The organism is Shewanella sp. Choline-02u-19 (assembly GCF_002836205.1).
Lineage (GTDB): Bacteria > Pseudomonadota > Gammaproteobacteria > Enterobacterales > Shewanellaceae > Shewanella.
This window is the reverse complement of record NZ_PJBE01000012.1, coordinates 820313-844464: the sequence shown is the minus strand read 5'-3', so window position 1 is coordinate 844464 and position 24152 is coordinate 820313. Positions and strand designations below refer to the sequence as shown.

Sequence of the window (24152 nt, the reverse complement as noted above, 5' to 3'; positions counted from 1 at the left end):
TTATCTCTCCGCTGACTTGTCTGGATGCCCAATAAAAGGCACGCGCTTTATAAATAGTTTCAGTGCTTGCCAATAGATCCCTTGCACTATTTTGAGTGTCATAAAGGGGAACTGCAGCAGCATTGTGCGTAAACTATGGTGGCTCATCTCCCGTCGAAATAGACACAAGTTAACATCAAATAATTTTTGCGTACTTCGGTTCTCAATCCCGACTTTGACAGACGAAGATGGCGGCTCTATGCGCCATATGTATTTCATGTTTAAGTCCATAAAGGGGGACACATGAAACGCCTTATCACTGGGCTGCGGATTATTAAGATCAACAAGGTAATAATGACGTTGATTCCACGGCGTATTACTGACTTCAGCCAACATGTATCTGACGTCGCTACCTTGGTAGCAAAAGAAACAATTAATCGGGCTAAAATAGATGCCAAAGTGCCTTACCTGACCCACAAAAAGCACTCGTTCACACTCAATATCGCCGCCTAACTCATCGACTTTATTCAACACTCTTACTTTGAGGTTATCCGCGATAATAGCGGAGTCAGAAGTCTTTACCTGTTCATTTAGATAATCTTTTTGATTAAACATCAGTGGCGCAAAACCTGTGGTTGAAAATAACCAACTCATCTGTTCGATCACGTTCAGCTCGTCAAGATCGAGCACCAACATTGCTATTTCATAATCAAAATTATGTTTGCGTGGACTATAACGTCGATGCTTAACATCTCCTTTATATATACCGCTATTTAGCTGGATATTCATAGGCGTAGCCCAAATGCTTCACACACATCAAATGCGCTGTGAACGCCATCTTCATGAAAGCCGTTATACCAGTAAGCACCAGCAAAATGAGTATGATTAACGCCTGAGATCAATGACTTTTGAGATTGAGCTAGCAAGGTTTGTTCATTAAATACCGGGTGTGAATAATTAAAGCTGCGCACTATTTTGTTTGTATCAATTAGCTCAGACTGGTTCAAGGTGACGCAAAAGGTGGGCGCATCGCTAGGTAGACACTGCAATATGTTCATATTGTAAGTCACTGAGGCTTGCTTCTTGGTATCACCATCTAAGCGATAATTCCAACTTGCCCAAGCGGCCTTACGCTTTGGTAATAAAGACTCATCACAGTGCAAAACCACTTCATTATTTTGATAAGTCAGTTTACTCAATACTTGTTGTTCATCCTCGCTGGCATCACTTAGCATCGCCAACGCTTGATCGCTATGACAGGCTAAGATCACCTCATCGAATTGCAACCACTGATCGTTGACCTTAATTTTCACGCCTGCATCATTGCGTTCAATCGCATTAACAGGGCTATTCAAATGAATAGAGGAGGCAAAAGGGGCGGTTAAGTCAGCAATATAGCTACGAGATCCGCCTTCAAGTACATACCATTGCGGTCTGTCGGCAATATTTAACAAGCCATGATTCTGAAAGAACTGAATAAAGAATCGTAGCGAAAAGGCTTTCACATCCTCTATGCTCGATGACCAAATAGCCGCGCCCATAGGCAGTATGTAATGCAAACTGAAGAACTCACTAAAACGCTCTTTATCGAGTAATTCACCTAATGTTTGATAAGCATAATGGTCGTCTGAGTATGCTTGATTACATAACTTGTTAAACCGTAAAATCTCTCTAATAAACAGCCAAAAACGAGGGCGGAATAGATTGCGCTTCTGCGCAAAAAGGCTAGACAGGGTGTTGCCATTATATTCAAGTTTAGTCAGCGAGTTGTGTACGCTGAAACTCATTTCTGTGGCTATTGCCTTAACCTCAAGGCGAGCCAGCAACTGTTCGAATCGCGGATAGGTGCGATCATTAAACACGATAAAACCAGTATCGATAGCATAGCGTTTGCCATCCATATCGACATCGACAGTCGCGGTATGCCCACCAATATAATCATTAGCTTCAAAAACACTGACATCGTGCTTCTGCGATAAAATATACCCACACGTAAGACCTGAAATACCCGATCCAACAATGGCAATTTTTTTGCGTTTATTGCGGTTTGCTGCAGATTCCATTAGCGCACCTTCCTATTATCTGTCGGCTTATTTGAATGCGGGTTAGCCTCAGGCTCAGTCACTTGTTCCACAGCTGATGCTTGACTTGGCTGGACCATTTTTTGCCAAATACCGCGGGGCAACAAGGATATAAATTTTAAAATGAGGGTAAAGCGACGTGGAAAGTGTATCTCTTGACGGCCTTTATCAAGACCTTGTCTTATTGCTACTGACGCTTGAATAGGCGTTTGCTGCATTGGCATCGCAAAATTATTTTTATCAGTGAGTGGGGTCTTTACAAACCCAGGGCAAATAACACTCACGCCAATGCCATGAGGCTTTAGATCCAGCGACAAACTACTGGCCAAATATTGCACTGCCGCCTTTGATGCACCATATGCCTCAGCCCTTGGAAATGGCAGATATACCGCACTGGAGCCCATTAAGCCAATACGCCCTCCCGTTTTAATTAAGGGTATAAAAGCCGCTAAACAGTGCCCCATAGAGATCACATTGGTGCGAATGACTCGCTCGAATAACTGGCCGTCAAAATGGATAGCATCATCAACATACTCACAGGTCCCTGCATTCAAGATGACTAAGTCGAGCTGCATTTTATCTGCTTTTATCAAGTCGGCTTGTACGCCGATGGCGTCAGTATCATTAATATCAAATAACAGCTTCTTTGCGCCAGCAAGCGTGGCTAGCCCTTGCTCATTACGGCCACAGGCATAGACTTGCCAGCCTTGCGCTAAATAGTCATGAGCCAGTTGCAAGCCTATGCCTGAACTCGCACCTGTGATCAGCACGCTTTTTTGTGTTTGGGTTGCCTCTGTCAGAGTGGTCATTTAGCCACCTTTGACTTGATAAAACCAATTAATCCACCAACGATAGGCAGCTGTTCATAAAGCATTGCACCGAGATCAAAATAGTCTTGATGATGATGAATTTTATCGGTAAACATCAGTAAACTCATGCCATCAACGCTAATGCCGTTACCCGCATTCAGCTTAGGGTGAACTAAGTTCATGGTCCATTTTAATGCTGCAGCACCGTCATCTCGCACCACTTGATGTATAACAAAATCTATCGATTCAACATTTTGATAAAGCGTTTCAAAGTAACTTGTTAGTGCGGTTAACCCAGCAATTTTATGCAGTGGATCAATAAAACAAATGTCTTCCGAGTAGATATCACCAAGTAACCCTAGGTTGTCTTTATTGAGCTGTTGATAGACAGAGACAAAGCGCTCAATAATCTCTTGAGACAGGATATCGACACTGGCTTGTTGGCTGTCTAATATCGCATTAGCGCTATTATTGACGGCGCTCATTGCGGCGACCGAAACTTCCATGGTTGTATCTGCAGTGATTGTCATCCGAAAATCTCCTTATCTAAATCTATCGCTGCCACTGGGTTGTTACCGCGTTTCATCGCAGCCAACTCTTTTAACGCTCGCTCACGGGCAAGTTTGTGATCGACGATCGGGCAAATATAGTGACTATCTGAAAAAAGTTGCGCTTGGGTCGGTATTTTAAGTTTATGAATTAACTTCAAATCCACACCTTCAAGCTCTGGTAGATAGTTACGAATAAACTCACCAGTAGGATCAAACTTTTCACATTGTGAAATCGGATTAAATACTCTGAAATAGGGTTGAGCGTCACAACCTGTGCCCGCAGACCATTGCCAACCACCATTATTGGCGGCCAAGTCACCATCGATAAGTTTCTGCCTGAAGTAACGTTCGCCCCAGCGCCAATCAATCAGCAGATGTTTAGTCAGAAAGCTCGCGACTACCATCCTTAAACGGTTATGCATCCAACCTGTTTGATTTAGCTGACGCATCGCCGCATCCACCAGTGGATATCCGGTGCGGCCATCACACCAAGCTTTAAACTCTGTTTCATTATTTCGCCAAACGATATTGTCGGCTAATGGATTAAAGTTCTGCGCTTTTGAAAGCCGAGGAAAGGCCACCAGCAAGTGACGATAAAACTCTCGCCAGATGATCTCATTTAGCCAGCAACGGCCGGGGCTTTCATCGTGGACTAATGCATCGGGATAATGACTGAGCAGGGCCACAATGCATTGACGTGAACTGAGAATGCCGACAGCGAGATAGGCCGATATTTGGCTGGTGCCATCAATTGCAGGAAAGTCTCTAAACGCCTTATAGTCTGCCGCTTTAGTTAACGCGAATTCTCGTAATTGGGCTAACGCCGCATGTTCTCCAACAGCCCAAGCTTTGCTGCACACTTTTGCACACTGCAGTCGAACGGGCTCAGTCACCCTGATAGGCGCAGCGATTGCATTAGGAGTAACGAGTGTGTGTATTGGCTTAAATCTGGCTATTTCACGCCACTTTTTACCAAACGGGGTAAAGACCTTATACATCTTTCCCGCTAAGTTGAGCACGCTCAATGGGGCTAACAGGCAATGCTGCTGATATAGGCTTAAATTCACCTTTGCGGCGACAGCGAGATCGCGCTGACACTCATTAAACTCAGGCTCACTGCTGGCAAATACACTATCGACCTGCCACTGCTCAACATATTGTTTTAGATATGCTGGAATATCGTCAAAGGTATTAAGGTGATAAACGTCCAACGGGATCCCAAGGGCGGCAAGAGCGACAGCCAATTCATTTAGCTGCCGTTCGATAAAGTCCAACTGAATTGGCGCTACATCATGTTGCAGCCACTGCTGCGGCGTAGCAATAAAAATAGCCCGCAGCAACAGGCCCTTGCTTACTGCATGTTCGCAAGCCGCCATTAATGTTTGGTTATCTTGCACCCGCAGATCGCTTCGAAACCAAACCAGTGTATTTACCTTTTCAGCCGCCATAATTAGTCATCCTTGTTTCCACTTAATCTTGTCTCATTGTTCGGTGTCATTATTTCGATATCGGTATCAACAATGCTATTCACTACCCCATCCTTAGCCACAATGTCTTTAATACTGAGATGACTTAGGCCCAAGCGTTGATTCACGCTTTTGGCATAGATCCCCACCAGATTGATACTGCCAAGATTGGATTGCATCAGCAGCTCAAACTCTCGTCTATCGACATTATTAAACTGGGGGTGAGCGATCAGCAGTATCTGTCTCGAGGGTATTCGTTGGGCAATAAACCCCAACTCACTAACCTTGGTAATATTAATCTGTTGATGTTTCACTTTATAGGCACTCAGTTCGGCAGAAAGCATCAATGGACTCCAATGGGGTTCCTTGCCAATACAGACCAATAGCGTCATGGCTAAGCTATCTTCTTGTAGCAATGCCAACCGCCGCGCCGAGAAATGGGCTGCCAATTCATTACTGAGCCAAGCTTGAATACTTGCAGCATCCTTTCGCTCTCCCATCGTTGCTTCATGTCCACTTAACCAGGGCCAGTAAAGGCATGTTTTTAACACGCTAAATGGGTAGAGCGCTGTTAATACGTTTAATTTTTTATGTAAGTCAGTGGCATTAAAATCAATACAGCACTGATTCAAAAAGATGATATTTTCCTGCCAAAAACTCATCTCAACAGCACTCAGCGAGGTATTGTTAGCCAGAGGTTTGGCCGCCGCTTTGATAACTGAAGCCTTAAGAAAGGGTTTTACTTTACTAATAGAGACCCCTTTATTGAGCCAATAAAGGATCTCTTCGATTTGCATTAAGTGTGCGTGGCTATAAAGCCGGTGCCCCTTTACTGTTCGCTTAGGGACAACTAAACCATAACGGCGTTGCCACGCTCTTAATGTCACTGGATTAACCCCAGTACGGTCAGCGGCTTCACCTATAGTGAGCCACTTATCTTCCGCAATGAAAGGCTTAACCGGAGTCATAATTGTGCCCGCTAACTTAGTACGCGTAACGCAGTTTAAGCTCTTCTGGATGCGGATTCAGATAGACTTGATTCTCAATATAAGGCGTTGGAAACTCACGGATATAATGGTTAATCAAGGTCATTGGTACCAAGATGGGTTGCAAACCTTGGTTATACTTTAAGATTGATTCAGCTAGCTCCTCTTTCTGCGCACTCGATAAGTGTTTTTTAAAGTAGCCTTGCATGTGCTGTAGCGCACTGGTGTGATTCTTTCGAGTCGCTTTAATCTTAAGGATCTGCATAAAGCCAGTGAAATACTCTTCAGCAATTTTCTCTAAATCACCGGTCATATCCGCTAGTAACGGTCCCAGCTCGCGATACAGTTTCGGACTATGCGCCATTAGCATGTATTTATAACGCACGTGGAAATTTAAGACATTACTCTTAGTAAAACCAGACGCCTGCAGGCAATGCCAATCATGATATGCGTAAACGCGAGTGAAAAAATTCTCACGAATAACCAGATCATGTAGCCTGCCCTCCTCCTCAACAGGTAATAGAGGATAACGTTCCATCAACTTACGCGCATAAACGCCAATGCCTGATTTCCAGCCATTATTAGTCCCGAGCTTGTATTCCGTCACACGTTCCATACCGCACGTTGGCGATTTAGCACACAGAATGTACCCCCCCAAAAAGCCAAGTTGTTCCACTTTTTTTGTGCTGAATTCATTTAGTTTATCGGTAACATCAATTGAGCCATCGGCACTTTTAACATAAATAACGTCACCGTCTTTTTCAAGTCGAACCGACTTTCTTGGCGCGCCCATACCTATCGCCATTTCAGGGCATACAGGGACATAATCAAAATGAGGGGCTATCTCTTTGCGGCAATAGCCTGATGCTTTATGTCCGCCGTCGAAACGGACTTTCTCTCCAAGTAAGCAGGCGCTAATCCCGATTTGAATTTTGTCTGAATTAAAATGGCTCATGATATTACTCCCTTAATTTTGAAGTCATTACGCAGCATACTTGTACAAGGATCACTTTTTTGTACAAGTGTGAAATTCAGTATGGCACTCCTTTGAATTTTGGCAATAAAAACGCCAGCTAATTGCTGGCGTTTTTATTGATTAATAAGCAGATTTGAGCTTGTTAGCCTTATTCTTAGCGCTCTTTATCTACAATCCTTCTTAACGTTCTTTATTAGCAAAGCGTTCTAAACCCCATACCACTAAGATACCGGCTAACATGGCGATAACGGCATAGGTAAGCAATGACGCTTGTCCCGTTAGGTGTTCATACTGCAATGGCGATAGGATACGTTCATCCAGCGGCACCATCTCTCCTTTAGAGTTTTCTCGAAAACTGAGCACCTCTTTCCAAGGCCAGATCTTACCTAACGTCCCCAGCATTAACCCGGTTAAAAACACTAACGTTGCGTCATGGTATTTACGTAGCAATAGCGATAACACCCGGCTAAAGCTTAATAACCCAATAACGGCGCCTACAGCAAAGGTGACTATAATGCCTATATCAAAACTCTTCACCGCGCCCATAACCGAGGTATACAACCCCAATAGCAATAAGATAAAGCTCCCTGAGATCCCCGGTAAAATCATTGCTGTAATCGCGATACAGCCACCAAAAAATACATTTAAGTAGGTCATTTCAAGGGCAATAGGCTTTAGCATGGTTATCCCCCATGCGATAACAAAACCTAGGCCAAATAACACCACTCTTGCCGCTGTAACACCTTTGACCTGCTTGAGCATATGTACGACTGAGATAAGGATAAGCCCAAAGAAGAAAGACCAAACAGGAATGGGGTGGTTATGCAGCAGATAAGTAATTAGCCGCGCCAGGGTAAAAATACTGGTTAGGATCCCACCGAAAACACAGACCAAAAAAGGCCCATTGATATGTGAAAAAGCCGCTTTAACACCCTGTTTTCTAATAATTGAAATCAAAGAGGGGCTGATCCTGCCAATACTCTCTAGCAAGGTATCTAAAATACCTGTAATAAAGGCGATAGTACCGCCCGAAACACCCGGTACAACATCTGCTGCGCCCATTGCCATCCCTTTAAGGTAGGTCTTTAAATAATTCACTTTATTCCCTAATTCAATCAAAACTAATTACCCGCAAAATTATACGTCTCAATCCCATACAAAGGGAAATGAAGTTTGCCATTTCCCTTTGTATATAATCTGACGCTAGTAATTGATGTTAATTCAATGTTAATCTCATCCGACCAGTAAAGGTTCACAAGGAAGAAGATGAGCAACTCAGTCCACAACAACAAGCCGACAAAAGTGATGTCACTCTACAGGCGTGTGACCCGATTGCCCTTTGGCAATAAGATATTTTCACTCATGGTCTGCCGAATGGCGCCTTACTTCGGTACAGTTAACCCTTTTATTAGTGAATTAAAAGTGAATAAATGCGTTTGTCTCATTAAAAAACGCAAATCAGTTCAAAATCATATTAAAACGGTACATGTTATAGCGATCTGTAACGGCCTTGAGATGGCGATGGGCACGATGGCCGAAGCCTCTATTCCAAACCATTTACGCTGGATCCCAAAGGGGATGAGTGTTGATTACACCGCTAAAGCGGGTAGCGACATCACCTGTGTGGCAGAAGTTACGCCTGAGCAATGGGCTGTGGGTGATATGTTAGTCGCTGTCACGGCTTACGACACAGAAGGTGTAGTTGTGGTGCGGGGATCGATTAAATTATGGATCTCAGAGAAACCACCGAGAAAATAACGCGCCTTAATCGCCGGCTAATGAAATAACCCTTCATTGGCCGAGTATATCCTGCTATTATTTCGGTAATTACCGAAACATAGACACTTCAATCAAGTGTCTAGCGTAAACCAACTGAATTGAGCTTATGAACATTGACGTCGCGGCCAAAGCACTAAAAGAACTTGGACACCCAACGAGATTGACGTTGTTTCGCTGTCTTGTAAAAGCGGGATATGCAGGCTTACCAGTCGGGCAACTGCAAGAAACATTACAGATCCCTAATTCAACCTTGTCACATCACCTCTCAAGCTTAATGTCTGCGGGACTCGTGAAACAGCAAAGAGAGGGACGAGTGTTGCATTGTATCCCTCAATTTGATTGCTTAGACGGGCTAATTTCATTTCTGCAAGAAGAGTGTTGTACCGACGAGAAATGTTAAGCACTGAACAGTTAACACTTACTCTGCAAGGTAGAGATGCCCCGTTTTGACAAAAATAATGGTGTCCTGTTCAACAAAAGGAAAATGCTCACTCATATGTGGGCTCCGCAACCAAGTGTATTGCGGGTAAGTGCCATGCTCATCGTTAAACTCACCGCTAATAACAAAGATCTCCTCGCCGCCAAAATGACGATGTACTTGAAAACGCTCTCCGGCAGGCCATTTTACCAATGCCACATGTTCATGCTCAAACTCATGCAGAGGCATCACCTGTAAACCGCCCATTCCTTGACGCCAATCATGAGTCTGAGTGCTCACCCTGACGGTCTTTAAATCACGTTTATCAAACTGATTTAACTTAACCAGCAGTACACAGCCATCTTCACTATACGGCGCATGAGCGCTCCCCGGTGGGTTACGAATATAGGTGCCCGCTGGATAATCACCCTCCTCATCAGAGAAAACTCCCTCCAGCACTAAAATCTCTTCACCATAAGGGTGGGAGTGACGCTTAAAGCGAGCACCAGCTTGATATTTAACGATGCTGGTCGTATGGCCACTTTCTGCTGCAGCGCGTTCAAGCGGCTTACGAAATACCGTAGGAGAAGGACTGTCTAACCAGGGTGATTCTTGGGTTTTAATAACCACTTTTTGACTTAAGTCCATATTTAACATCAATAGCTCCTAAACGTTTTATTCAAATAACGATTAATTACGGCCTGCCATAACGCCGCCATCGACATCCCAAATAGCCCCAGTCACCCACGCTGCTTGATCTGATAATAGATGCACAATCGTTTGCGCCACATCAATTGCAGTACCGACTCTACCAATAGGGTGAAAAGCATCGAATCCCGAGATAGCCTCGTCCAACTCTTCAGGCTTAATAAACGCCGCATAGATGGGTGTTTTAACCACGGCTGGCGCAACAGCATTCACACGGATATTGCTATCAGCCAGCTCCATCGCCATATGTTGTGTCAGTGCATGTAATCCAGCTTTGGCCATTGAATATGCTGATGATGGCGTGGCTTTAACCGCTTGCTTAGCCCACATAGACCCTATATTGACGATACTGCCGCCACCGTGCAACTGCATATTACCCGCAACCACTTGCGACACTTGGAACAGAGCTTTATTGAGTTGCATGTAAATATCGTAGTCAGCAGAGGAATGCGCTAAGAAGGGTTTTGGGTTGAAGTAACCTGCCGCATTCACTAAGTAATCTATTTTACGCTCAAGTGTGCTTAACGCTGTGGCTAATCGCTCTACATCGGTCGCCTGCTGCAGGTCAGCTTGTATTGTGCTTACGGTGCCCAAAGCTGATAGCTGCGCGGCGGCAATATTGAGTTTATCTACATTGTTGCCGATGATAATCACATCTGCCCCCTGCTTTAGCAGCAGCCTAGCCGTTGCCAGACCGATGCCGCTTGATCCACCGACTACGATGGCTAGTTTTTTATCATTCATCTTGTTACTCATAAGGCTCACTCATCTGATTTAGTGTGGTAACCTTAATCAATGAATATATGTCTGAATAGTAAGCACAAATTAGTACCATAGGTACTTTTTGGTACATATTTATGAATCTAAAAGAAAAATTAATTCCAAGAAAATCTGGACCAGCTAAAACAGCAAGAATGGTAGAGACGATTGTTGGCTGTAAATGGTCACTAACGGTCTATCAGCTGCTGGAAGATGACATCAATCGTCCTGGCGAGATGGTAAAATCGGTAGAGGGTTTAACCACAAAAGTCTTGAACCAGTGCTTAAAACGCAATATCGAATTTGGTATTTTGCAGAAAGTCAGCTACCCAGAGATCCCACCACGAGTCGAATATAACGTGACCGACTTTGGGCAAAAGTTTGTGCGCATTTTAAAAGACTTAGAGTCACTGCAACTTGAGATAGATAACTAGAAGAGGACACCATGCAACAAGGCGTACTGACCCGATGGGATGATGCAAAAGGCTTTGGTTTTATAACCCAAGCCAACAGCAGTAATGACATTTTTGTACATGTATCCAGTTTCAAATCAAAAGTTCAACGCCCTAAAAATGGCGATATCATTAGTTTCAAGAATACTAAAAATAGTAAGGGCAAGTCGCAAGTCAGTATGGCTAAAATCATAGGGCAAGCCGCGGGCACGACAAAAATGGCTAAGCGTTCCGCTAAATTAAGCATGGTCAGTCTATTTGCGATCACTGCCATCATCAGCGCAATCGTACTTTATCAATTTGGTTTACTGCCGCTAACCGCGCTTATCTACATGCTCGTAATGTCTAGTATGACATTTATTGCCTATGCACTGGATAAACGCGCCGCACGCCAACAGCGCTGGCGTGTTAAGGAATCGACATTACATCTTTTTTCCCTGCTTGGTGGCTGGCCAGGCGCCCTGATTGCGCAGCAACTTCTTAGGCATAAGTCGGCTAAAACCCCGTTTAAAGTGCTGTTATGGCTAACCATACTGCTTAACATTGGCGTTAGCTACATCGTTCTCTTTACGCCACAGGGCGCTGAGCATTTTCAACAGATCCAGCGCATGCTCTAAACGACTGTAGATTTACCTGTGGGTATCGAGTCTATATGATTGCAATCAAGCTGAATTTAACTCAAACAAACTCAACCAAAGTGAATTAATATGAAAATGATATTAGCGGTAGTCGTCATTGCCGGCGTGATTTTTTACTTCTTTACCTCAATGAATAACCAAAAAGTGTCAAAAGAAAATATTGAACTAGGCAATGCCTTTCTTGCTGAAAACAAGTTAAAAGAGGGCGTATCAACAACCGCCTCAGGCCTGCAATATCAAGTATTGGCCGCCGGTGATGGCACTGTTCATCCAAAGGCGAGTGATACCGTCACGGTTCACTACCACGGCACACTTATCGATGGCACTGTATTTGATAGTTCAGTTGAGCGTGGCGAACCTATCGACTTTCCACTTAACCGCGTGATTAAGGGTTGGACTGAAGGGGTACAGCTTATGGTTGTTGGTGAGAAAACTCGCTTCTTTATTCCCAGTGAATTGGCCTACGGTAATCGCAGTGCCGGCAAAATTAGCGGCGGTTCAACACTTATCTTTGATGTAGAGCTTATCAGCATCGACTAGATCGCATCATTAGCGGTATAAAGACAATAAAAAGCCCGAATGTGCAAACATTCGAGCTTTTTTTAGCCTCTAAAAAGCGGCCTTACGCTTCGTAACCGAACGGATCATCGATTGAGTGAGCAGGCTTGGTAAACCAAACAGCGCCTTGCTCTGTCATGTAAAAATGGTCTTCATGACGTACACCAAACTCACCCGGTACGCATAACATAGGTTCATTACTAAAACACATACCGACAGCTAATGGAGTGTGATCGTTAAGGACTAAATACGGCCATTCATGAATATCTAAACCAATGCCATGACCAGTACGGTGTGGCAAGCCGGGTACGTTATAACCAGGGCCAAAACCTGCTGCTTCTAAAGTATCGCGCGCTGCACGATCAACACTTGCACATGACACGCCAATGTTAGCGGCATCAAACGCGGCTATTTGCGCATCTTGCTCGTACTGCCATAGCTCACGTTGACGTGCACTTGGCTCACCATAAACATAGGTACGGGTGATGTCAGAATTATAACCAAATAGCTGACAACCCGTATCAATCAATACTGTATCGTTGAGGTCTAGCGCTTTAGGGGATTTAACCCCATGCGGATAAGCGCTGTCTTCACCGAATAATACGATGCAAAAATACGAGCCAGCTGGAATACCGGCTTTAATGTGTGCAGCATTAATAAAAGCTTCAACTTCGGTAGTGGTAATGCCCTCTCGAAGTATGCGTGCGACCGATTTGTGTACTTCTAGTGTTAAGTCTTTAGCACGCTGTAATAAGCTCAGCTCAGGCGCTGATTTAATCATACGGCAACCTGCGGTTACCGCCTTGGCACTGACATAATTGTATTGTGGGTGTGCTTGACGGACTCCGTCAGAGATAAAGAAAGCGGTCGATTCGTCGATGCCCACATCGCCTGCTTCAATGCCCATACCTGCTAATGTATTGCCAAACAATTCAAAAGGGCTTTCATCTTCTAGCCAAGTATTAACCTTGCCTTTAATCGTCATATAACCCAGTAGCGTATCAACCTCAAAAGCAGGCGCAATATACTCAAGTTCACCTTTAGCAGGAATAATGGCACCCACCATACGTTCACTGGCATACCAACGTGTGCCCGTATAGTAGTAAAGGTTTGTACCCGCATTAATATATATTGCTGCAATACCTTCGGCTGCCATAATCGCCTGCGCATTAGCAATGCGTGCCGAATATTCTGCATGAGTAATTGGCGCTGCGCCTTGGGTCATATCAGTCAGCTTGGCTAACTCTTGTTCTGCGGTTGAACCACCTACACCTATTGTCATTTCATTACCCTTACTTTAAAAATTAAACTCTTATACCTGATTAAAGCCAGCAATAAGCCTAATCAAATATCTGATGAATTACGCATTCAGCCCATTGGCTCGACCGTTACAGCTTTTTATACGGCCTATTTATATGCCATAAGACTACGTCGATATATCTGTCACACTTTCTAGCATAAAATATACAAAACGTCAGTACTAATTAACTGTAATTGATAAATACTTACTAAGTAGCTGTCTTGAAAAACAATAAAAGATAAATATGGGACCATGCTAAAAAGCTAACATTGGAATAATTAGAAGTGATGAGCTGTATTGCAGTAGATGAACCTTTCAAGTGAGTCGTTAATCTCATCAATAAAAAAAAGAGCGACAATAGCTCCTCTAACAAGGCTAATGTTTGTATCAACTCCTCCGATAACGTTTGTTAAAGTAAAAAATAAATTAAATCAAATAGAAAGAATCACTTCAGTTGTGTCTCGTTAGCCAACAGAGTGCATTTTACAGCTAAGAACTAACTCAATTTATAAGCGTTCTTTCTGCAACATTCGGCTTTTAGAGAACTTCCACCAAGCAATTAATAGCAATTGAGCGGCGATAACAGGCAAACAAATTATCAATAGAATTTCCCAGCCAAGTGCATGAATAACCCATCCAGCGCTGAGCGATGCCATTGCCTGAGCACCAAAAATAAAGGTATCGTTAAACGCTTGCACTTTATAACGCTCATCAGTGTTGTAGCAACGAGGCAACAAGGCGGTGCCCGCCACAAATAGAAAGTTCCAACCAATGCCGAGCAATACTAAAGCGGCCCAATAATTCAATAGCTCCCGCCCAAGCAGTGCCGTAATGATCGTGACCACATAAGCCAACAACCCTAACAGCATCATTTTTGATACCCCGATTCGCGCGACTAACACCCCGCTGATAAGCGAGGGGAGATACATCGCGATGATGTGACTTTGAATAACCCACTTGGTATCGGCCAACGAATGATGCTCGATATGATGCATATGCAGTGGCGTTGCCGTCATCACAAAGCTCATCATGGCGTAACCCAGCGTGGCGCCAGCTATCGCTACCCACAGTTTAGGTTGAGTCAAGATAACGGCAAGCGGGCGTCCAGTGGCTTTAGTCGCCTTACGGCTTGAACTGCGATCGATTTTAGGCTCTCGATAGAAACATAAAATAGTGGCGGCTATCAGGCTAACGATAGTTAAAAATGAAAAAGCCCCCACATAGGCCTGATCTGATATCACGCCACCAAGCACAGCCAACTCAGGCCCTATTATCGCCGCAACAAGACCACCGAGTAATACCCGCGAAGCCGCCTTAGCCGCTAATTGTTCAGACACCGACTCCATTGCCGCAAAGCGATACTGCTGCACCACGGCACCCGCCGATCCCAATAACATACCGCTTAAACAAAATAGGACAAAATCTTGCTTAGATGTTGCATAAGCCGCCAACATTCCTGACGTAGCTGCCATCAATGCTCCAGAGATAAAGATAGGCTTTCGACCAAAACGTTGCATCAACTTAGAGACAGGTAATACCGATAGCGCTACCCCCACCACCATCGACGCAATCGGCAATGTCGCCAGTTCAGGTGATGGTGCAATATCAGCACCAATTATCCCGCCTAACAACATCATCATTGGTGTTGCACTCATCGCAAACGCTTGCGCCAGTGTCAGTACCCATACATTAAATGGCATAACTCGTTCTTATCCTTTCGCTACATCCATACACTGTAACGGACATAGCCGTTAGCGTAAGTGATAATTATCGCTTTTGTTAATAACATAGTCGCACGAATGACCTTGCAACTCACCTCTGTAAACCTTTGATAGACCGGAACGTTCCTATGGAAGGTTACAAGATCGCTAAATGCTGCTGCCCTTGCCGACTCAAGTTGTGATAACCTCCGCGCTAAATAAGTACACATTTAACAGCCTTCAGCCAACCTTACCTTTGCCGCTCAAGTGCTTAATTATGGAGTCATCATGTCTATTACTATTGCCGCCCGCTTAAGTGCTATTCGCCGCGAAATGGCTAAATCTAATCTCGACGCCTTTATTATTCCTCGCGCAGATGAATACTTGGGAGAATATGTTCCCGCTCACAATGAACGGATGTTGTGGACCAGCGGATTCACCGGTTCAGCAGGCATGATCATTGTATTAAAAGACACAGCTGCAATCTTTGTTGATGGTCGTTACACCGTGCAGGTTCGCCAACAAGTCGATGCCGAATTATTTGAATACCTCAGTTTGCACGAGACTCCGCAAGCGCAGTGGCTCACAGAGAAGCTTGATGCCAAAGCCAGTGTTGGTTTTGATGCCAGATTGCACACGCTTTCATGGTTCAACAGTACGCAAGCTACCTTGAATAAAGCACAAATCGAATTAGTCGCTGTAAAGGACAATCCAATTGACCTCAACTGGAGCGACAGACCACAGGCTTCAAACGAACCGATCATGGCGTTTAGCGAGCAAAGTGCAGGCCGAAGTAGTTTAGAAAAACGCACCACGATTGGCGCTGCAGTTAAAGTTGAAGGCGCTGACGTTGCCATTATTGCCGCCTTAGATTCATTCTGCTGGTTGCTCAACATTCGTGGTAAAGATGTACCACGCTTACCTGTCGTCCTGGGTACAGCCTTACTGCATGCTAACGGCGATATGGTGTTATTTACCGATGTAACCAAACTACCAAACGGTATCGAGCACCATGTGGGCAGCGGGGTTAGCTTTAAGACAGAAACCGACCTTGAAGCTGAACTGGCTAAACTGTCAGGCAAAAAAGTGCTCGCCAGCCCAGACACCACTAACGCCTGGTTACAGATAACCGCCAAGAACGCAGGCGCTGAGCTTGTTGCCGGTGCAGATCCCGTTGCATTGCCTAAAGCAAAAAAGAATGAGGCTGAATTGAGCGGGATCAAAGCCTGCCACATTCGTGATGGTGTTGCCGTTAGCCGTTTTCTTGCTTGGCTAGATAGCGAAGTCCTCGCTGAGCGTTTATATGATGAAGGTCAGTTAGCCGATAAACTGGAAAGCTTCCGTCTTGAAGACCCGATTTATCAAGAGCCGAGTTTTGATACTATTTCAGCCACTGGCGCTAACGCCGCAATGTGCCATTACAACCATAACGATGGCACACCTGCACAGATGGAAATGAACAGTATCTATCTGGTCGATTCTGGAGCTCAGTACCTAGACGGCACCACAGATGTTACTCGTACGATTGCCATTGGTGATGTTACCGCTGAGCAGAGAAAAATGGTCACGCTGGTACTTAAAGGGCACATTGCCATCGACCAGTCTAAGTTCCCACAAGGCACCTCCGGACAGCAGCTAGATTCTTTTGCACGTCAATATCTATGGCAGTACGGATTCGACTTTGATCATGGCACTGGTCATGGCGTTGGTCATTACTTAAGTGTCCACGAAGGGCCGCAAGGTATCGGTAAAAATAGAACTCCTGTGCCTTTAGTCGCCGGTATGGTGCTATCTAACGAGCCAGGTTACTACCGTGCTAACGAATTTGGTATTCGTCTCGAAAACCTCGTCACGGTAAGACCATCAGTGGCATTAGCCAACGCTGAACGCGACATGCTTGAGTTTGAAGTACTCACCTTTATCCCCATGGATGCACGCCTCATTGATAAAGACTTACTCACAAGCACTGAGCTCAACTGGTTTAATCAATACCACCAACAGGTGCGTGAAAAGCTCAGCCCGCATATGCACGGTGATGATCTAACTTGGCTAAATAAAGTCACTGCGGCAATCTAAAGTCGCCGTTTATCAATAAAGCAGCGTTTCGACGCTGCTTTATTGCAAATGTAATCTCTGTACATTCATCAGTAATTCAAGCGATTAACTCCTATCTACTCAATGCGCTTCGAATTGAGAAATCCAGCCGCGACAAAATGGGCTGTATCGTTCATGCCATCAGCATAATTTGCCAAATGAAGTAATAAAAAAACTGCAGGTTCTAAGCGAAAGTTTGCTATACTCCGCCACCGCCATTTTAATGGTAGACAAGGCGTTAGCGCTGTACGCTAGCGGTTGAATAGTAGATTATAGGACCCCTCATAATGAGATTTGAATCTTTTAGTTTTGCTCCCGAGATTTTACGTGCTATCTCTGAATGTGGTTATGAAAAAATGACTCCTATTCAGCAGCAAGCAATCCCAGCAGTGCGTCGTGGCCTAGATGTATTAGCCAGTGCACAAACCGGTACCGGTAAAACGGCGGCCTTTGCATTACCCATCTTGCAAAAAATGGTTGATAACCCAAGCGACACTCAACGCTCAAATACCCGTGCGCTGATCTTAACCCCAACGCGTGAACTTGCGTCGCAAATTGCCGACAATGTGAATGATTACGCTAAATACTTAGACATTAATGTCGCCACCATATTCGGCGGCGTTAAGATGGAAACCCAAGCGATTAAACTTAAGCGCGGCGTAGACATTATTATCGCTACTCCAGGCCGCTTACTTGAGCATCTCACCGCCTGTAACTTAAGCTTGTCTAATGTCGACTTCTTGGTACTCGATGAAGCTGACCGAATGTTAGATATGGGCTTTAGCGCTGAAATCCAAAAACTGCTACAAGCAGTGAATAGCAAACGTCAAAATATGATGTTTTCAGCGACCTTTTCTGCTCCGGTTAAACGACTCGCTAGCGAGATGATGGTAAAACCAACTATCATTACAGCTGATAAGCAAAACACTACCGCCGATACCGTAAGCCAAGTGGTTTATCCTGTAGAGCAACGCCGTAAGCGTGAGCTGCTGTCAGAACTCATTGGTAAGAAAAACTGGAAGCAAGTCTTGGTCTTTACCGCGACTCGTGATGCTGCTGATAAGCTAGAAAAAGAACTTAACCTTGATGGTATTCCTACTGCCGTTGTCCACGGTGAGAAAACCCAAGGTACCCGTCGTCGCTCTTTACGCGAATTTAAAGAGGGCAAAATGCGCGTATTGGTTGCAACTGAAGTTGCCGCTCGTGGACTCGACATTCAAGGTCTTGAATACGTCGTAAACTATGACTTACCCTTCTTGGCTGAAGATTACGTTCACCGTATTGGTCGAACAGGTCGTGCCGGTAAATCAGGTGTGGCGATCTCATTTGTGAGCCGTGAAGAGGAACGTACTCTGCACGACATTGAGAAATTAATTGGTCAGAAGCTACGTCGTGTGACGATCCCAGGATACGAAGTGGGTAGCCGTGACGTGTTGATCAAGCATCTGCAAACTCGCCGTAGTTTCGCGAAAAAACAGCAGCGCAGTGATAACGCAGGCGCTCAGGTGATAGGCGAGAAGAACATGCAAGGTCGCCGAGTTAAGGTCAAAAATGCCTCACCTGCTAAAATTAAAAAGATAAAATAATCTCAGTACGAGCTGTACTAATTTAACATTATTTTATAAACAGAAAGGCACCTATGGGTGCCTTTTTTGATTGTATCATCGTATTGTTGGAATTCAGCTGCGATAGATAATTGTCAGCAGATAATGATGCTTAATCGCTTTGGCTGTCAGCTTAAACAGATTTGTTATAGCGCAGGCTCAACTTGGCAGAAAATGCGTCGTACATATTTTATTTCCGTCTAGGTCTCGCAAGTAAGCAAGATACAATTTACGTTCTCCAGCTCCACGAACGCCAGGAGGCTCTTCTATTGCAATGCCGCCATTTGCCATCCCCACGCGATGCCATTCATCAACAACTTCAGGACTGTCCGCGAGAAAACCAATCGTCATACCATTTCCATGACTAGCTTCTTCACCGTCTATTGGTTTCGTCAAACCCAACACACCTGATGGGCTAAAGTACATACAACGCCCTTTCTCATCGATGACACCCTCGCTGTAACCAAGCACCTTCATGATCTCATCATAAAATACTTTTGAACGAGCTACGTCATTTGTACCAATCATTAGATGGCTAAACATACACTTCCTTTTAGATTACTTTGAAATTTTCAATCTAATTTAGAGGGATCACATATCGATGTCTATGAGTAACGTCGATTTGCTGCTGTACGCGGCAATAACCTGTGCTGAACGCTTTAATGACCAAGCCAATGATACTCTATGCCGAGTGTAGTCTGCATCGTGTTGATTGCTTTGTTATACCGTAAGACTTTCTGAGTAAATTTTTCGATATGAACGATGCTCTAAATCCGTCGAACTCAGACCAAACTTGCTTGCTAAAGTAATCAATTCAGACCTATAACTTTCGAGTAAGCTCTCCTCGTCAGTCATAATAGCAAACTCGGCAAAGTCACCTAACCCATCAAGATTATCGACAGTCATATGAAACTTACCAACAAAATAAATACTGCGTGTTTTCTTCATCGCCAAAACAACATGATAGCCCATTGTTTTAAGCATACTTTTTGCTTTATTAGCATCGGTAATATTTGTCGCTTCACAACGGTCGGCTTCAGGTCCTTTAACTATCCAAAGCTTAATTCCTGATGGCTCCATTTCACGAATACAAAGGCTTTTATTTTCCGCTAGAAGCTGCTGTTCAGAAGTATCAAAATAACAATCAGATTCTAGATTATCTTGAAGCATGATTTCATGCTCCATTGAATTCAATGTCACTAAAAATTGAGATTTAGATGCTATGCGATATTTTAACTCGACTTCAAACTTGCCTTCGAAATGTTCTGTCATGGTAATTACTACTTATAAAAATGGATAGATTAACGTATTAATCATCTGATTCTATTCAATTATTTTAGATTTTGATATGACTTTTCTTAAAAAGTAAGGTGCAGCTTGATGTATTTGTGGTTCCTATCGCCTTTCCACAACAATGAAAGTTATTGGCGCTTTTCAAGGTCTAGTGTTATTAAGTTAGTAACCCCTAAACTCAAAGGTATAATAATAATGTTAAAAAAGACCTTCACTGCCCTGTCAATATTGTTGTTTAGTTTACCCCTATTAGCTAAACCTATCGCGACCGACGAATTAAGCGTAATGCCTTTAATGAATGGCCAAACCATTCCGTCTGCATCGCTCAAAGACCTCAATGGGGCTAGCGTCGATATCGCTAAGATCACTGCGGGTAAACCAACAATTATCTTTTTCTACCGTGGTGGCTGGTGCCCTTTTTGCAATTCACAAATGGGTCAACTACAGGCGATAGAGCCACAACTACTCGAAATGGGTTACCAATTAATTGGCATCTCTCCTGATACACCTGAAAAACTCAAAGCATCAATGACCAAGCAAGACCTTACTTACACACTGTTGTCTGATGCCAGTTTAGAGACCACTAAAGCCTTTGGTTTAGCCTACTTTACCAGCGCTAAAACTACTGAACGCTATATGAGTAAAATGAAACTTGAAAATGATCTATGGCAAACTCCACAGGGCGAAAAACGGCTAGTACTGCCGGTCCCTGCCGTTTATATCAGCGATGCTAAAGGATTGGTGCATTTCCAATACGTAAACCCTAACTTTAAAGTTCGTCCTGCGCCTGAACTGATTGTTACAGCAGCAAAACTGGCACTTAAGTAAATCAAAGTACGGCTATATTAAGGCATAGTCGTTTATATTAGGTATAATGCCTCCGCCGTCCTCTATACTCACTTTCACGGCGGAGATCTCATGTCCGATATCAATTATAACCAAGCCATTCTTATTTTTGCTAACGCAGGCCTAGCCGCGCTGGCTGAATCAGCAGACACTAGCAGTAGCCTAAAGACCCCAGCAGGTGAAAGCCATTTCTTATGCAGTTGGATGGTTACCGCGCTTAAAAAACGTAGTTTTTCAAAACTACTCGCTGAAGATCTTACTTTTTGGATCCGCCAAGCTCGTAGCATGGGTGCGAACGCAGAGCTAAAGTTACTGCTGCAAAAAATTAGTCAGCAGTACACTTATATTGCCGATAAACAGCAGGGTCTAGGCTTATCTTTAAAGGCGATGCTGGCAGAGTTAGAAAGCAGTGATTGGCTGATTATTACCGACCAAGAAGTGACTAAAAAGCTCAAACTTAATAGTGACGGCAACTGCAGCCTTATCATCTCAGATGAACAATTTACCCAACGAATTGATGGCGACGAGCTGATAAAACCTATAACATTTTATGTGCGCGCACCTGAGCAAGCTTTTGCTGAGATCGCCTATAAACATAATCTACTGTTAAGCGCTGGAAACAAAAAGACCTCACTGATTAAGCACCATAAGACTTATCGGATTTGGCCTAAAAACGTGCAACCTGCGCTCACCATATTGCAACCATTAAGTGATTCCTAGTCTCTACAAACTGCATTAAAAAGGCCTGCTAACGCAGGCCTTCTTGTTTTCTAACTAGGGGCTATTTAGAATGTTACGCTAACATCGACACTGCAGGTTGTGGTACCTGTATCACATGCCTTATAGATGTAAGTACCACCACCTTTGGTCGAAATAATATCAGTATATGTAACGTCGCTTGAAGAAGTACCAACAATGCTTCCATTACGATAAACATCAACACTATTGCCAGCTGCGCCACTAAAGCTAAGATCGACATACTTAATGCCTCTTTGCTTATAATGAGTCTCAGTGACACTTAGGCCATCGCCAGTTCCTGGATCTCCACCGCCACCATTATCGCCCCCAGCGCATCCGTTAGTGGTTAAGTATGTGTCCGCCGCCGCTGCGTCGATAATACCGTGACCAAAATACACATCATGGCCATTTGCACCACTGTCCATTGCAGATGCATTCAGTGCGGCGCGAATTTCAGTTCCAGTACATTCACTATGGTTAGACCATACTCTCGCTGCAATCCCCGATACGGCAGGCGTTGCCATTGAGGTACCACTCATAAAGCCGTAATCAGAGCTGCCAATAGCAATATCAGCAGTACTTGCTGCAATGAGAACGGCTCTGTCTTCAAAAGCTGCGCCAACGGCTGGGATTGTAGTCGCATTGGTGTCACCCAATGTGCCATAAAGCATGCCCGGCTCGTTATTAATAATAATGGCGCCGATACCGCCTGAGTTTTCGCAATTAAGCACTTTATCGTGGAAAGAGATAACGCCGCGGTCGATCATACACACCATACCGTTAGCCCCGCCATCTGTTGCTTCGGCAGTGTCCATGAAAAATACACTCCCGTCTATTGAACCCGCGTTCTCCATTGCAGAACTTGAGTATGCAGTACCATCCACGGTCATATTTGAGGCTGTTGCCATACCCGCTGGGTAAGTCGATAAAGTATCAACACCACCTGCTGCAATCTCTACGCAAATACTGGTATCCGTTTTCTGCTTCTTACCTCGGCCAGTTGTACAAGTTGGAAACTGTGAAAAATCAGCGATATCGTTATTGGCATCATTAGCGCCAACCATCATCACCGAAGGATAACCTGCAGGATACGAGCGTACACTGTTGCCATCGTTACCAGCAGCCGCAACTACAAGACCACCCGCATCAGTGAAAGATTGAAACGCATTCGATTCTGTTGAATTTGAACCGCCACCACCCAAGCTCATACTAATAATGTCGGCACCAGCGGCACTACATAAGTTTGCGGCATGAGCGAGATCAGATGAATAACCCCAGCCATCGGCATTGAATACTTTGATAATGTGCATCTCAATGCCGGGTGCCATACCGACAACACCGAAACCATTATCAGCCGCACCAATGGTGCCCGCGACATGAGTACCGTGTGGTCCGCCATTTTCATCCCAGCTTCCTGTACCACTGTCGCTGTCACCATCGATATTATTCCAATCGAAATCATTGTTAGATCGATCTAAACCAGAATCGATAATACACACCTTCTTATTGGTGCTAGTGCTGGCATCGAAAGCAATATCGTTCACGTTAGACTGATCAATTGCGTAGGGAGTGATTTGCTCTGTCATTGGGTTACCAACACTATCACTGAATGACATCAATGAACGACGTTGATCCACCTCGACTAACTTAATATGTGGGTTATTGAGTAAACCTTTCACTTGTGCGAGATCTTTACCTGAAAATGTTGCCGCAATAAACCCATTACCATCGAGGTTTAACTCGCCACCCATCTTCTTTGCCAATGCTTTAACAACACCCTTTTTGCTATTATCCACTTGAATAACATATCGCTCACCTGCTGTTACTGCCGCTGACGCGCCAACAGAAAGTGCTATTAAGGTCGCTGCAATTTTTGTCAATTTCATAAATGTCGCTCCGAAAGGTTTACAAAGGGCTCTTTAGTGGCCCAATTAATTATTAGATTCTTTAACTACAAACGCTCCACTTGGCAGTGGGAGCCACTAAGCGGGTTTATAAAACCTAGCACAAGGATTTAAATGCAACAACTCATTAACAAAGGTAAAGATTGTCAGTGCGCATTTTATGAATAGAATTTGTAGAACAGATTCATCTACCCAGATGACTTTATTAATAATTTTCAGTCTATTAATGTAAGGATAAATATATTAACTGCAGATAAAGCGTACTTTTAATGACTATAAATTCAACATACTATTTTTGAATTTATACCTATCAAAAAAGTATTAGTCACTTATTTAGCCGTTAAACTTTAAGAGGGGGTGAGGAGGTGAAACACTATCTTGTCACTGCACTATACCCGTTCTACCTGAAGATGCAGGATTCAGTGGGAGTTTAATCAAAGCATTGATTGCAAGTAATGGTCGCTCCCTTGGTAAAATCAATAATCTAGAGTAAGCCCCACTCTTAATATAAAA

General features: G+C 44.0%; 24 protein-coding genes. 9 read left to right on the top strand and 15 right to left on the bottom strand.

Translation table 11 applies throughout. The features are described from left to right. The 8 genes from CXF83_RS05670 to CXF83_RS05635 form a co-directional block, all read right to left on the bottom strand. On the bottom strand, positions 1–768 hold the full coding sequence (locus tag CXF83_RS05670; protein ID WP_101091259.1) for a DUF1365 domain-containing protein: 768 nt from the start codon (positions 766–768) through the stop codon (positions 1–3). Continuing rightward, complete coding sequence (locus CXF83_RS05665; RefSeq protein ID WP_101091258.1) at positions 765–2042, bottom strand: NAD(P)/FAD-dependent oxidoreductase; 1278 nt, start codon at positions 2040–2042, stop codon at positions 765–767. Before CXF83_RS05665 ends, CXF83_RS05670 begins: the two co-directional genes overlap by 4 nt. Continuing rightward, on the bottom strand, positions 2042–2869 hold the full coding sequence (locus tag CXF83_RS05660) for an SDR family NAD(P)-dependent oxidoreductase (protein WP_101091257.1): 828 nt from the start codon (positions 2867–2869) through the stop codon (positions 2042–2044). The genes CXF83_RS05665 and CXF83_RS05660 overlap by 1 nt, the downstream gene beginning before the upstream one ends. Further along, on the bottom strand, positions 2866–3399 hold the full coding sequence (locus CXF83_RS05655; RefSeq protein WP_232775039.1) for a nuclear transport factor 2 family protein: 534 nt from the start codon (positions 3397–3399) through the stop codon (positions 2866–2868). Before CXF83_RS05655 ends, CXF83_RS05660 begins: the two co-directional genes overlap by 4 nt. Continuing rightward, positions 3396–4868 carry a deoxyribodipyrimidine photo-lyase gene (gene phrB, locus CXF83_RS05650; RefSeq protein ID WP_101091256.1) on the bottom strand — a complete coding sequence of 491 codons (1473 nt, stop codon included), beginning with the start codon at positions 4866–4868 and terminating at the stop codon, positions 3396–3398. The genes CXF83_RS05655 and phrB overlap by 4 nt, the downstream gene beginning before the upstream one ends. Positions 4869–4870: 2 nt before the next feature. Then, entirely contained in the window at positions 4871–5854 is a 984-nt protein-coding gene (locus CXF83_RS05645; protein WP_101091255.1) for a MerR family transcriptional regulator, read from the bottom strand. A 16-nt stretch (positions 5855–5870) separates the two neighbouring features. After that, entirely contained in the window at positions 5871–6827 is a 957-nt protein-coding gene (locus CXF83_RS05640; RefSeq protein WP_101091254.1) for a YbgA family protein, read from the bottom strand. Positions 6828–7028: 201 nt separating this feature from the next. Further along, positions 7029–7946 (bottom strand): DUF368 domain-containing protein, encoded by a 918-nt coding sequence (locus CXF83_RS05635; protein WP_101091253.1) that lies wholly within the window; start codon positions 7944–7946, stop codon positions 7029–7031. A 168-nt stretch (positions 7947–8114) separates the two neighbouring features. Between CXF83_RS05635 and CXF83_RS05630 the strand changes: the two genes are divergently transcribed. Together CXF83_RS05630 and CXF83_RS05625 are read left to right on the top strand one after the other, a co-directional pair. Beyond that, complete coding sequence (locus CXF83_RS05630; protein WP_101091252.1) at positions 8115–8606, top strand: hotdog fold domain-containing protein; 492 nt, start codon at positions 8115–8117, stop codon at positions 8604–8606. 127 nt (positions 8607–8733) lie between these two features. Beyond that, positions 8734–9027, top strand: coding sequence for an ArsR/SmtB family transcription factor (locus CXF83_RS05625; protein WP_101091251.1), 294 nt, complete (start codon positions 8734–8736; stop codon positions 9025–9027). An 18-nt stretch (positions 9028–9045) separates the two neighbouring features. Here CXF83_RS05625 and CXF83_RS05620 read toward each other — a convergent pair whose 3' ends face one another. Beyond that, positions 9046–9702: a cupin domain-containing protein gene (locus tag CXF83_RS05620; RefSeq protein ID WP_101091250.1), complete on the bottom strand. Its 657-nt coding sequence runs from the start codon at positions 9700–9702 to the stop codon at positions 9046–9048. Positions 9703–9735: 33 nt separating this feature from the next. Further along, entirely contained in the window at positions 9736–10497 is a 762-nt protein-coding gene (locus tag CXF83_RS05615) for an SDR family NAD(P)-dependent oxidoreductase (RefSeq protein ID WP_101091249.1), read from the bottom strand. Between the two features lie 113 nt (positions 10498–10610). Between CXF83_RS05615 and CXF83_RS05610 the strand changes: the two genes are divergently transcribed. From CXF83_RS05610 to CXF83_RS05600, 3 genes are all read left to right on the top strand, one after another. Then, positions 10611–10946, top strand: a complete 336-nt coding sequence (locus CXF83_RS05610; protein WP_101091248.1) for a winged helix-turn-helix transcriptional regulator — start codon at positions 10611–10613, stop codon at positions 10944–10946. Between the two features lie 11 nt (positions 10947–10957). Further along, the gene (locus CXF83_RS05605) at positions 10958–11581 is read left to right on the top strand and encodes a DUF1294 domain-containing protein (RefSeq protein ID WP_101091247.1); all 624 of its coding nucleotides are present in this window, start codon (positions 10958–10960) and stop codon (positions 11579–11581) included. Positions 11582–11671: 90 nt separating this feature from the next. Beyond that, a complete protein-coding gene (locus tag CXF83_RS05600) occupies positions 11672–12142 on the top strand; it encodes an FKBP-type peptidyl-prolyl cis-trans isomerase (RefSeq protein WP_101091246.1) in 471 nt (156 codons plus the stop codon). Between the two features lie 82 nt (positions 12143–12224). Here the strand turns inward: CXF83_RS05600 and CXF83_RS05595 are convergent, their stop codons facing one another. Next, entirely contained in the window at positions 12225–13442 is a 1218-nt protein-coding gene (locus CXF83_RS05595) for a M24 family metallopeptidase (RefSeq protein WP_101091245.1), read from the bottom strand. Positions 13443–13966: 524 nt separating this feature from the next. After that, on the bottom strand, positions 13967–15160 hold the full coding sequence (locus CXF83_RS05590) for an MFS transporter (RefSeq protein WP_101091244.1): 1194 nt from the start codon (positions 15158–15160) through the stop codon (positions 13967–13969). A 288-nt stretch (positions 15161–15448) separates the two neighbouring features. On the opposite strand from CXF83_RS05590, the gene CXF83_RS05585 reads away from it, so the two are divergent. Together CXF83_RS05585 and CXF83_RS05580 are read left to right on the top strand one after the other, a co-directional pair. Beyond that, the gene (locus CXF83_RS05585) at positions 15449–17236 is read left to right on the top strand and encodes an aminopeptidase P family protein (protein ID WP_101091243.1); all 1788 of its coding nucleotides are present in this window, start codon (positions 15449–15451) and stop codon (positions 17234–17236) included. Positions 17237–17541: 305 nt separating this feature from the next. Next, positions 17542–18840, top strand: a complete 1299-nt coding sequence (locus tag CXF83_RS05580) for a DEAD/DEAH box helicase (protein ID WP_101091242.1) — start codon at positions 17542–17544, stop codon at positions 18838–18840. Between the two features lie 177 nt (positions 18841–19017). Here the strand turns inward: CXF83_RS05580 and CXF83_RS05575 are convergent, their stop codons facing one another. After that, positions 19018–19401: a VOC family protein gene (locus tag CXF83_RS05575; protein ID WP_101091241.1), complete on the bottom strand. Its 384-nt coding sequence runs from the start codon at positions 19399–19401 to the stop codon at positions 19018–19020. Between the two features lie 177 nt (positions 19402–19578). After that, a complete protein-coding gene (gene cyaB / locus CXF83_RS05570; protein WP_101097988.1) occupies positions 19579–20130 on the bottom strand; it encodes a class IV adenylate cyclase in 552 nt (183 codons plus the stop codon). 207 nt (positions 20131–20337) lie between these two features. Between cyaB and CXF83_RS05565 the strand changes: the two genes are divergently transcribed. Continuing rightward, on the top strand, positions 20338–20979 hold the full coding sequence (locus CXF83_RS05565; RefSeq protein WP_374702322.1) for a peroxiredoxin-like family protein: 642 nt from the start codon (positions 20338–20340) through the stop codon (positions 20977–20979). A gap of 90 nt (positions 20980–21069) precedes the next feature. Continuing rightward, complete coding sequence (locus CXF83_RS05560) at positions 21070–21717, top strand: DUF2913 family protein (protein WP_101091750.1); 648 nt, start codon at positions 21070–21072, stop codon at positions 21715–21717. A 65-nt stretch (positions 21718–21782) separates the two neighbouring features. Here the strand turns inward: CXF83_RS05560 and CXF83_RS05555 are convergent, their stop codons facing one another. Continuing rightward, positions 21783–23621, bottom strand: a complete 1839-nt coding sequence (locus tag CXF83_RS05555; RefSeq protein WP_101091749.1) for a S8 family serine peptidase — start codon at positions 23619–23621, stop codon at positions 21783–21785. Between the last annotated feature and the right edge of the window lie 531 nt (positions 23622–24152).

Excerpts from the sequence above, each read along its gene's own strand:
- CXF83_RS05670 (WP_101091259.1), bottom strand. The coding sequence starts at position 768 with ATGAATATCCAGCTAAATAGCGGTATATATAAAGGAGATGTTAAGCAT.
- CXF83_RS05665 (WP_101091258.1), bottom strand. The coding sequence starts at position 2,042 with ATGGAATCTGCAGCAAACCGCAATAAACGCAAAAAAATTGCCATTGTT.
- CXF83_RS05660 (WP_101091257.1), bottom strand. The coding sequence starts at position 2,869 with ATGACCACTCTGACAGAGGCAACCCAAACACAAAAAAGCGTGCTGATC.
- CXF83_RS05655 (WP_232775039.1), bottom strand. The coding sequence starts at position 3,399 with ATGACAATCACTGCAGATACAACCATGGAAGTTTCGGTCGCCGCAATG.
- phrB (WP_101091256.1), bottom strand. The coding sequence starts at position 4,868 with ATGGCGGCTGAAAAGGTAAATACACTGGTTTGGTTTCGAAGCGATCTG.
- CXF83_RS05645 (WP_101091255.1), bottom strand. The coding sequence starts at position 5,854 with ATGACTCCGGTTAAGCCTTTCATTGCGGAAGATAAGTGGCTCACTATA.
- CXF83_RS05640 (WP_101091254.1), bottom strand. The coding sequence starts at position 6,827 with ATGAGCCATTTTAATTCAGACAAAATTCAAATCGGGATTAGCGCCTGC.
- CXF83_RS05630 (WP_101091252.1), top strand. The coding sequence starts at position 8,115 with ATGAGCAACTCAGTCCACAACAACAAGCCGACAAAAGTGATGTCACTC.
- CXF83_RS05625 (WP_101091251.1), top strand. The coding sequence starts at position 8,734 with ATGAACATTGACGTCGCGGCCAAAGCACTAAAAGAACTTGGACACCCA.
- CXF83_RS05620 (WP_101091250.1), bottom strand. The coding sequence starts at position 9,702 with ATGTTAAATATGGACTTAAGTCAAAAAGTGGTTATTAAAACCCAAGAA.
- CXF83_RS05615 (WP_101091249.1), bottom strand. The coding sequence starts at position 10,497 with ATGAATGATAAAAAACTAGCCATCGTAGTCGGTGGATCAAGCGGCATC.
- CXF83_RS05610 (WP_101091248.1), top strand. The coding sequence starts at position 10,611 with ATGAATCTAAAAGAAAAATTAATTCCAAGAAAATCTGGACCAGCTAAA.
- CXF83_RS05605 (WP_101091247.1), top strand. The coding sequence starts at position 10,958 with ATGCAACAAGGCGTACTGACCCGATGGGATGATGCAAAAGGCTTTGGT.
- CXF83_RS05600 (WP_101091246.1), top strand. The coding sequence starts at position 11,672 with ATGAAAATGATATTAGCGGTAGTCGTCATTGCCGGCGTGATTTTTTAC.
- CXF83_RS05595 (WP_101091245.1), bottom strand. The coding sequence starts at position 13,442 with ATGACAATAGGTGTAGGTGGTTCAACCGCAGAACAAGAGTTAGCCAAG.
- CXF83_RS05590 (WP_101091244.1), bottom strand. The coding sequence starts at position 15,160 with ATGCCATTTAATGTATGGGTACTGACACTGGCGCAAGCGTTTGCGATG.
- CXF83_RS05585 (WP_101091243.1), top strand. The coding sequence starts at position 15,449 with ATGTCTATTACTATTGCCGCCCGCTTAAGTGCTATTCGCCGCGAAATG.
- CXF83_RS05580 (WP_101091242.1), top strand. The coding sequence starts at position 17,542 with ATGAGATTTGAATCTTTTAGTTTTGCTCCCGAGATTTTACGTGCTATC.
- CXF83_RS05575 (WP_101091241.1), bottom strand. The coding sequence starts at position 19,401 with ATGTTTAGCCATCTAATGATTGGTACAAATGACGTAGCTCGTTCAAAA.
- cyaB (WP_101097988.1), bottom strand. The coding sequence starts at position 20,130 with ATGACAGAACATTTCGAAGGCAAGTTTGAAGTCGAGTTAAAATATCGC.
- CXF83_RS05560 (WP_101091750.1), top strand. The coding sequence starts at position 21,070 with ATGTCCGATATCAATTATAACCAAGCCATTCTTATTTTTGCTAACGCA.
- CXF83_RS05555 (WP_101091749.1), bottom strand. The coding sequence starts at position 23,621 with ATGAAATTGACAAAAATTGCAGCGACCTTAATAGCACTTTCTGTTGGC.